Origin of the sequence: Fonticella tunisiensis, from assembly GCF_004364155.1 — a bacterium.
Taxonomy (GTDB): Bacteria; Bacillota; Clostridia; order Clostridiales; family Caloramatoraceae; genus Fonticella; species Fonticella tunisiensis.
On sequence record NZ_SOAZ01000014.1, the window covers coordinates 69,481 to 78,180 of the forward strand.

The 8,700-nt window shown below is 36.8% G+C and carries 8 protein-coding genes and 1 riboswitch; of the genes, 5 read left to right on the plus strand and 3 right to left on the minus strand.

Annotated elements, in window-relative coordinates; all coding sequences use genetic code 11:
* The 3 genes from EDD71_RS09440 to EDD71_RS09450 all read right to left on the minus strand — a co-directional run bounded on the left by EDD71_RS09440 (nt 1) and on the right by EDD71_RS09450 (nt 2,603).
* The gene (locus EDD71_RS09440) at nt 1–837 is read right to left on the minus strand and encodes a MetQ/NlpA family ABC transporter substrate-binding protein (RefSeq protein ID WP_133628491.1); all 837 of its coding nucleotides are present in this window, start codon (nt 835–837) and stop codon (nt 1–3) included.
* A 79-nt stretch (nt 838–916) separates the two neighbouring features.
* Nucleotides 917–1,594: a methionine ABC transporter permease gene (locus EDD71_RS09445; protein WP_133628492.1), complete on the minus strand. Its 678-nt coding sequence runs from the start codon at nt 1,592–1,594 to the stop codon at nt 917–919.
* A complete protein-coding gene (locus EDD71_RS09450; protein ID WP_133628501.1) occupies nt 1,581–2,603 on the minus strand; it encodes a methionine ABC transporter ATP-binding protein in 1,023 nt (340 codons plus the stop codon). The genes EDD71_RS09445 and EDD71_RS09450 overlap by 14 nt, the downstream gene beginning before the upstream one ends.
* A gap of 229 nt (nt 2,604–2,832) precedes the next feature.
* Nucleotides 2,833–2,941, minus strand: a riboswitch (SAM riboswitch).
* Between the two features lie 316 nt (nt 2,942–3,257).
* Between EDD71_RS09450 and EDD71_RS09455 the strand changes: the two genes are divergently transcribed.
* The 5 genes from EDD71_RS09455 to EDD71_RS09475 all read left to right on the plus strand — a co-directional run bounded on the left by EDD71_RS09455 (nt 3,258) and on the right by EDD71_RS09475 (nt 8,550).
* Nucleotides 3,258–3,764: a DUF8052 family protein gene (locus EDD71_RS09455; RefSeq protein ID WP_133628493.1), complete on the plus strand. Its 507-nt coding sequence runs from the start codon at nt 3,258–3,260 to the stop codon at nt 3,762–3,764.
* Nucleotides 3,765–3,783: 19 nt separating this feature from the next.
* A complete protein-coding gene (locus EDD71_RS09460) occupies nt 3,784–5,427 on the plus strand; it encodes a carbon starvation CstA family protein (RefSeq protein ID WP_133628494.1) in 1,644 nt (547 codons plus the stop codon).
* A gap of 116 nt (nt 5,428–5,543) precedes the next feature.
* Nucleotides 5,544–6,890 (plus strand): phosphoglucosamine mutase, encoded by a 1,347-nt coding sequence (glmM, locus tag EDD71_RS09465; RefSeq protein ID WP_133628495.1) that lies wholly within the window; start codon nt 5,544–5,546, stop codon nt 6,888–6,890.
* A 115-nt stretch (nt 6,891–7,005) separates the two neighbouring features.
* On the plus strand, nt 7,006–7,812 hold the full coding sequence (locus EDD71_RS09470; protein WP_133628496.1) for a flagellar motor protein: 807 nt from the start codon (nt 7,006–7,008) through the stop codon (nt 7,810–7,812).
* A gap of 15 nt (nt 7,813–7,827) precedes the next feature.
* Entirely contained in the window at nt 7,828–8,550 is a 723-nt protein-coding gene (locus EDD71_RS09475; RefSeq protein ID WP_133628497.1) for a flagellar motor protein MotB, read from the plus strand.
* Nucleotides 8,551–8,700: the final 150 nt, after the last annotated feature.

Below are 8,700 nucleotides of genomic sequence, written 5' to 3' on the forward strand. Positions count from 1 at the left end.
TTAGAACGCAGGAACAATTGATCCCTGATATTTATCTTCTATGAACTTCTTAACTTCCGGTGAATTGAGGGCCTTTACAAGTTCCTGAATTGCAGGATCCTTCTCATTGTCAGGCCTTACAGTAAGAACATTTGCATATGGTGAATCCTTGTCTTCTATAAAGAGTGAGTCCTTTGTTGGATTGAGCTTTGCTTCAAGTGCATAGTTTGTATTGATTATTGCAAAGTCAACGTCCTGGAGAACTCTTGGAAGCTGTGCTGCTTCAAGTTCCTTAAATTGAAGGTTCTTTGGATTTTCAACTATATCCTTTGGGGTTTGAGTAAGTCCATTTGGATCTTTAAGCTTAATAAATCCCTGCTTTTGAAGTAGAAGGAGTGCCCTTCCTTCGTTTGTTGCATCGTTTGGTATTGCAACTACAGCCTTGTCCTTAATTTGATCCTTTGAAGTTATTTTCTTTGAATATGCACCAAGTGGTTCAACATGAACCTTAGCAGCTGCAACAAGCTTCATATTGTTCTTAGCTGCAAAATCTTCCATATATGGAACGTGCTGAAAGAAGTTGGCATCTATTTGCTTGTCATTTAGGGCTGTGTTTGGAGTGACGTAGTCAGTAAATTCCTTAACCTCAAGATCAATTCCCTTTTCCTTAAGGAGTGGTTTTACAACTTCATTTAATATTTCAGCATGGGGTACTGGAGTTGCTCCAACAACAAGCTTTGTTGTTTTCTTTTCGCCACTGCCTGAGCCAGCTGTAGTTTTAGCTGAGTTGGAGGCACAACCTGTGAATATAAGGGCTGAAGCTAAAAACACTGATAAAGTTTTTACTAGTTTTTTCATCTTATATCCTCCTTTTCTTTATAAAAATATAGATTTATATTTAGCAAACATACCCTGCTTTATGGACTATTAAAGACATTTAACGCTTGTCGAGCTTTCTGGAAATCATATTTCCTATACTCTGTATTATTTGAACGAGAACAATAAGAATTATAATTGCAGCAATTAGTACATCTGTCTGAAATCGCTGATATCCGTATCTTATTGCCAGGTCTCCAAGGCCACCTCCACCTATAGCACCTGCCATAGCTGAGTATCCTAAAATGTTTATTACGGTGAGAGTTATACCAAGTACAAGGGAGGGCATGGCTTCAGGAAGCATAACCTTAAAAATTATTTGTGGAATGGTGGCTCCAACGGAAATCGAAGCTTCAATAATTCCCCAGCTTACTTCCTTCAATGATGACTCTATAATTCTTGCAACAAAGGGGGCTGCAGCAATGGATAAAGGGACTATTGCTGCTGTTGGCCCAATTGTTGTACCAATTATAAGCCTTGAAAGGGGGAAGATTGCAATTATAAGGATTATAAAGGGGAGCGATCTTGCCATGTTTATAATTAAGCCAAGTGTTCTGTTAAGCTTTGGCTTTTCCCATATATGCCCCTTATCTGTGATTACTAATATAATTCCAAGGGGAAGGCCCAAAATTATGGCAAACAATGTTGAGAAAAATACCATATATAAAGTTTCCCAGAGGGAAGGAAGCACCAGATCAACAAGCTCCGACAGATAGGATATTAAATTAGCAGCTTCCATTTTTTAACACCTCAATTCTTAAATTATGGTTGTTTAAAAAGTCAATTGCACTATCGATATTTTCTTTACTTCCGGATATTTTTACTAAAAGGCTTCCAACCTGAACGTCCTGTATGCTTTCAATATTGCCAACGATGATGTTTGCCTCAACGTCAAACTGCTTAACCATTTGTGATATAAAAGGTTTGTTTGCATCCTCTCCAAAGAAGGATATTCTAAGAACCTCTTCAGTTGGGTTATGCTCTTGAATAAGATCAGGGTTAGGAAGCTTTGCAATCATATCCGCAAGGAATCTCTTTGAAGTTGAAGCCTGAGGATTTGAAATAAGCTCAATTACGCTTCCTTCTTCAACAATAACTCCATCTTCAATGACAGCAACTCTATTGCAAAGATGTTTTATTACATCCATCTCATGTGTAATAACAACAATTGTTATCCCAAATTTTTTATTAATATCCTTTAAAAGAGAAAGTATGGACTCCGTCGTTGTTGGATCAAGGGCCGAAGTTGCTTCATCAGAAAGTATTATATCTGGGTTGTTTGCAAGTGCCCTTGCAATGCCAACGCGCTGCTTCTGCCCTCCTGACAGCTGGGAAGGGTAGGAGTCTTTTTTGTCGCTTAGATTAACTATTTCTAAAAGCTCTAAAACCCTTTTCTCTATCTCAGCTTCAGGAACTCTGTTTATTCTCAAGGGGAATGCTACGTTATCGTATACAGTTGAATTCATTAAAAGGTTAAAATGCTGAAATATCATTCCAATTTTTTTACGAGTTTCCCTCAGCTCCGCACCCCTAAGCTTGGTTATATCCGTACCGTTTATAAGTATTTCTCCTGATGTTGGCGTCTCAAGGAGGTTTATACATCTTAGAAGTGAGGACTTACCTGCACCGCTTAAACCGATTATTCCAAATATTTCTCCTTTATTGATCGTAAGGTTAATATTTTTAAGAGCCTCAACCTTTTTGTCCTGGGATTCATATACTTTGCTTAGATTTCTTATAGTTATCAATCTTTTCACCTCTTTAAAACGCTAATTTGCAAACTGCAGGGTTTAAAATTAAACTGTGCTTATAATTCGTCCACTCTTAAATTAAAAATTTTCGCTATTTAAAAGTAGAAGAATTATATAGGTTTCTATTTCTTTTAATTTTCAATTTTATAATTGGAAACCTATATATTAAATCAGGTTAAAAAGCAAATAAAAAAACCTCTTAAAGATGAAAGAGGCTAATCCTTCTCTCTCATCTTTCAGCATAATAAATTATGCTGTCGGAATTGGCACCACTGCACATACGTGCTGGTTGCCGGGCTTCATAGGGCCAGTCCCTCCACCTCTCTTGATAAGAGCATATTATATTCAGTTATTTGATATTATATTTCATACACTGCAGGCTTGTCAATATAAAAATATTTTCGAAAAATTTAGTTATATTTAATGTATTGCAGTTGATATGGATATATGACTAAATAAAATTTATTTTTTCATTCACACGAAAGAGTTAGTTTTTTGCAGGACAGGATGGATATAATTAATGATTGGAGGATAATAATTATTAATATTTCCGGTATATTTAATTTTTTTAACAAAAAATCTAACAATAAAAGGAGGAAATAACATATATTTCAAGAATACTTATATGAAATTACCATCAGGAGGTATTAAATGGATTACAGAGTTTATTTTGAAGCATTACAGAGGAGATATGAAAAATATTTCGATGTTGAAAAGAATATAAATATACTGGATATGGATATTGATATGTTTGCTAAGTTCAGCAGCCTTAATGCTAAAACCTTTTTAACCAAAAATGATATTATCGATAGTTATTCAACTAATGAGTACTGTTTTATAAAAAAATTTGATAAAATTTCTAAGCAGGATGTACTGCACTTTATAGAATTTTTAAAACGAGCAGCAGATGTGTTCGTAAAACCAGGTCGAAATCATATGTCAACCTACGTAACCGGTGTTTTTGTTTGTAATTGCAATATTTCAGATGATATAAAACGTTTAATAAAAAAGTTCAAATACAGCAGGGTATATAAGTTTTATCTCCACGGCTGGAGCGATTTAAGGCTTGTGCTTGTTAATTTGCAGAATGAGGATATAGTCACAAACAGAGCGGCTTCTAATGTTAAGAAGGTGTATTCCTTTACACCTTTAAAATAAAATTTAAGGAGGTCTTTTTATGAATTCTCTGTGGCTCCTTGTTCTAGGCATTATTTTGTTCTTTATAGCCTATGTCAGCTACGGTGGATATCTTGCGAAGAAGTGGGGAGTAGATCCTTCAAGGCCTACACCATCCCACACCAAGTATGACAACATCGACTATGTACCAACAAATGCTAAAGTTCTTTTAGGACACCATTTTTCATCAATCGCAGGTGCTGGCCCAATTACAGGACCAATACTGGCTTCTATTTTTGGGTGGCTTCCAGTATATCTATGGATTGTAATTGGAAGTATATTCGTAGGTGGAGTTCACGACTTTGGTTCACTTCTTGCATCCGTCAGGCATGAGGGTAAATCAATAGGAGAAATAATAAAGGTTAACGTAGGTAAAAGAGGAAAGGCACTGTTTAACATATTTGCATGGCTTACACTGGTTCTTGTCGTGGCAGCCTTTACTGACATTACAGCAACTACCTTTGCATTTGATGCATCAAAGCCGGATCTTCTTACCGGGGCAAGGGCAGGTACTGCATCAGTCCTGTTTATAGCACTTGCAGTTGCCTTTGGATTTGCAGTTTACAGAAAGGGTGCAAGCCTTACAATCTCAACAATAGTAGGTGTTGCCCTTCTATTCTTCTGTATATGGATTGGATATCAGCTTCCATTCATTAAACTATCATTAAATGGATGGAGAGTTTTACTTCTTATTTATATTTTTGCGGCATCTGTTCTTCCTGTATGGCTGCTGCTTCAGCCAAGGGATTACCTTAATTCCTTCCTGCTATATGCAATGCTTATAGGTGGAGTAATAGGTATAATACTCGTTCATCCGACAATACAGATTTCTGCTGTTAAGAGCTTTACAATAGGGCAGGGAGCTGCAGCACAATATCTGTTCCCAATGCTCTTTGTAACCGTTGCCTGTGGAGCAGTTTCAGGATTCCACTCCCTTGTAGGATCTGGTACATCATCGAAGCAGATTGACAGTGAAAAGGATATAAAATTTGTTGGATATGGGGCAATGCTTATAGAAGGCCTTGTTGCAATAGTCGCACTCATAAGCGTTGCCTATGTTGCTAAAATAGATGGAAGTTTAAGCCCAGCACAGAAGTTTGCAGCGGGTGTAGCGTACTTCATGAGCAGTTTTGGCATACCTGAAGCTGTTGGTAAAGTATTTGTAACTCTCGCCTTCTCAGCCTTTGCACTGACAAGCCTTGACACCGCAACAAGAATAGGAAGGTATGTATTCGAGGAATTTTTTGATACTGGAGGAGAGAAAAAATCACTTCTTACCAATATGTATGTTGCAACATTATTTACCGTTGCTGCCTCAATTGTCCTGGTACTTTATGGATACAACAAGATATGGACGATATTTGGTTCAGCGAACCAGCTGCTTTCAGGACTTGCTCTCCTTGCAATCACAGCATGGCTAGCAAAGAACGGAAAGAAGACGATTATGACAGTAGTTCCTATGGTACTGATGTTCTGCGTTACTTTATCAGCTCTTTTACTTTCCATGAAGAATTATTATCTTGCAAAGTCCTGGCTGCTGTTTGTTCTGGCACTTCTTCTTTTTATACTTGCTATAGTTTTAATAATCGAAACCGTAAATACTTTAAAGAGGGCTACTACAGCTGGCAAGAATATTAATGCATGATGAATACCGGGGCTCCGCGGACGGGGCCCTTTTTTAGTTTAACATTCATTGAAATAGGCTTAATTATATGGTATTATACATATGTTTAATATATTTAATAATAAGGAGAGTTATGTATGGGAAGAATGTTTGGAACCGATGGGGTTAGAGGAGTTGCTAACACTGAATTAACCGCAGAACTTGCCTATAAACTTGGAAGAGCCGGTGCATACGTTTTAACAGAAGGAACTCATAAGCCTACAATAGTTGTTGGAATGGATACAAGAATATCAGGGGATATGCTTGAATCTGCACTTGTTGCAGGTATTTGCTCTGTTGGAGCACATGCTATCTGTGTTGGGGTTGTACCAACACCAGCAGTTGCATATCTTACGAGGCTTTATAAAGCAGATGCAGGAGTTGTAATTTCGGCTTCCCACAACCCTGTTGAGTATAATGGAATAAAATTCTTTAATAAGGATGGGTACAAGCTTCCTGACAGTGTTGAAGATAGAATAGAGGAAGTTATAGCAAATGATCTTAAGGAAGTGCCGTCACCCGTTGGTGAAGACCTTGGAGCAAGGGAATTTAAAAACGATGCTGTTTATGATTATATTAACTTTTTAAAAGGCCTTGTAGATGTTGATTTTAAAGGTATGAAAATAGCCCTTGACTGTGCGGAGGGTGCGTCATACTTTGCAGCGCCTGAAGTGTTCAGAGAGCTTGGAGCAGAAGTACATGTCATTCATAACAATCCTAATGGAAAAAACATAAATAAAAATTGTGGTTCAACTCATATAGATGAGTTGAGAAGATTTACTGTAGAAGAAGGATGCGACTTTGGGCTTGCCTTTGATGGAGATGCCGACAGATGCCTTGCTGTTGATGAGAATGGCAATGTTATAAACGGTGATTTTATAATGGCAATACTTGCAAAGCAGCTTAAGGAAAAGAACAAGCTTGATAAAGACACCCTTGTTGTTACTGTGATGAGCAACATGGGCCTTGACATAGCATGCAGTAACGAAGGAATTAAAACTGTTAAGACAAAGGTTGGAGACAGATATGTCCTTGAAGAAATGTTAAACAGCGGATATAAACTCGGTGGAGAGCAGTCAGGACACATAATATTTCTTGATTATAATACAACGGGAGATGGACTTATAACTGGGCTGATGTTTACGAGTGCTGTAAAGAGAAGCGGCAAAAAGGTTTCAGAGCTTGCCTCAATCATGAAGGAGCTTCCACAGGTTTTAGTTAACGCTAAAGTTGCAAATGATAAGAAGGATGCATACACAAAGGATGAAATTATATTAAACGAAATATCAAAGATTGAAAAAGCGCTTGAAGGAAGAGGAAGAGTGCTTATAAGGCCATCGGGTACAGAGCCATTAGTTAGAGTGATGCTTGAGGGTGAAAATCAGAAGGAAATTGATAAGATGGCACATGAGCTTGCAGGGTTAATAGAAGAAAGAAGTAGATAATGGAGGGATTGATGCCCTTCATATTTTTTATTATCTTTATTATAAAATGAAAAAATAGTACGATATATTAAATAAAAGGAAAATGTAGAATTCTCTTTTTATTGGAGGTATTATTATGTCAATTTCAGCAATTGTGAGTATAATAATAGGCATTGCTTCCCTTATTCTGGCCTTTGTATTTGAGGGAGGGAAAGTAGGCTCACTGTTTCAATACACTTCAGCCCTTATAGTTTTTGGCGGAACAATAGGAGCAGTTGGATTGTCCTTTCCTGCTGAGGATTTAAAAAGGGTTTTTTCAATTTTCAAAGTGGCTTTTAGGAAGAATAAAAGCAGATATGATGAGCTTATTATATTTTTCAGGGATATTGCAATAAAGAGCAGAAAAAATGGTCTTTTAAGCCTTGAGGAAGAAATTTCTAGAAAGGATGGAATGGAACCATTTATAGCTAAGGGGCTTCAAATGATAGTTGATGGAATTGATCCTGAAACCGTAAAAAGCACTCTAGAAGCAGAAGCCTATATAACCTTCGAAAGGCATAAATCAGGTATTGCTATTTTTGAATCAGCAGGTGGATTTGCACCTACAATGGGGATTATAGGTACGGTTATGGGACTTGTCCATGTTTTAAGCAATCTTGATGATCCTCAAACCCTTGGCCCTAAAATAGCTGTTGCATTCATAGCAACACTCTATGGAGTTGCATCAGCCAACCTTTTATGGCTTCCTATTGCAAACAAACTCAAAGCTTTAAATAAAAAGGAGCAGATGGAGAAGGAGCTTATAATAGATGCAGTTATCTCCATTCAGGAAGGTATAAATCCTAATGTACTTGTTGAAAAACTTATATGCTTTGTTGAAAAGAATAACGATAAACCAATGGGTAACAGTGAAGAAAAGCAGCCTGTCAGTATTAATGGTTAATGATAGGAGGATTCTATGAAAAAGATTGAAGAGGAAAGCCGCGAAAATAATGAAAGATGGCTTCTTACATATTCTGATTTAATTACACTTTTAATGATATTCTTTGTTGTACTATATGCTATGAGCAATATAGATGCACGAAAATATTCCCAGCTGGCAAAATCACTGGGGGTTGCCATGGGAGGAGGGAAAAATATTATTGGAACCGACACACCGGGCAGCATTGAACAAAAGCCTGTGACTGAAGTAGGGCAGTTAAATGAATTTAAAGAAATGAAGGATGAGGTTGATAAATACCTCAATGAAAATAATTTGACCGAGAACGTTGAGACAATGATAACAGATAGAGGACTTTTAATAAGGTTTAAAAATTCACTTCTATTTGATTCGGGAAAAGCTGATATAAGGTTGGATACAAGAAGCGAGATTATAAAAATCGGTTCAATATTAAGTAAGGTTAATGGATATATAAGAGTTGAGGGACACACTGATAATGTACCTATGTCAAACAGGGAATTTAAATCCAACTGGCAATTATCGGCAGTTAGAGCTACAAATGTTGCAGAGCTTTTGATAAAGGAGTGTGGTATTGCACCTGATAAGGTTGCAGCCATAGGTTATGGGGAATATAGGCCAGTTGGCGATAATAATACTCCGGAAGGTCGTTCTAAAAACAGAAGAGTTGATATTGTAATAATAAATAGCAAATATAATGATTTAGAAAACATTAAAAAATAATTTCTGCTAAAACCAGCCTATGCTGGTTTTATTCATAATATATTCATGTTTTAGACTTAAATTGCAATATTAAATGCAACACTTAGTGAAAAATCATGTTGAATAGGGTAAGATAGCCCATACTTAACCTTAAGCCCATCTTAATTACTA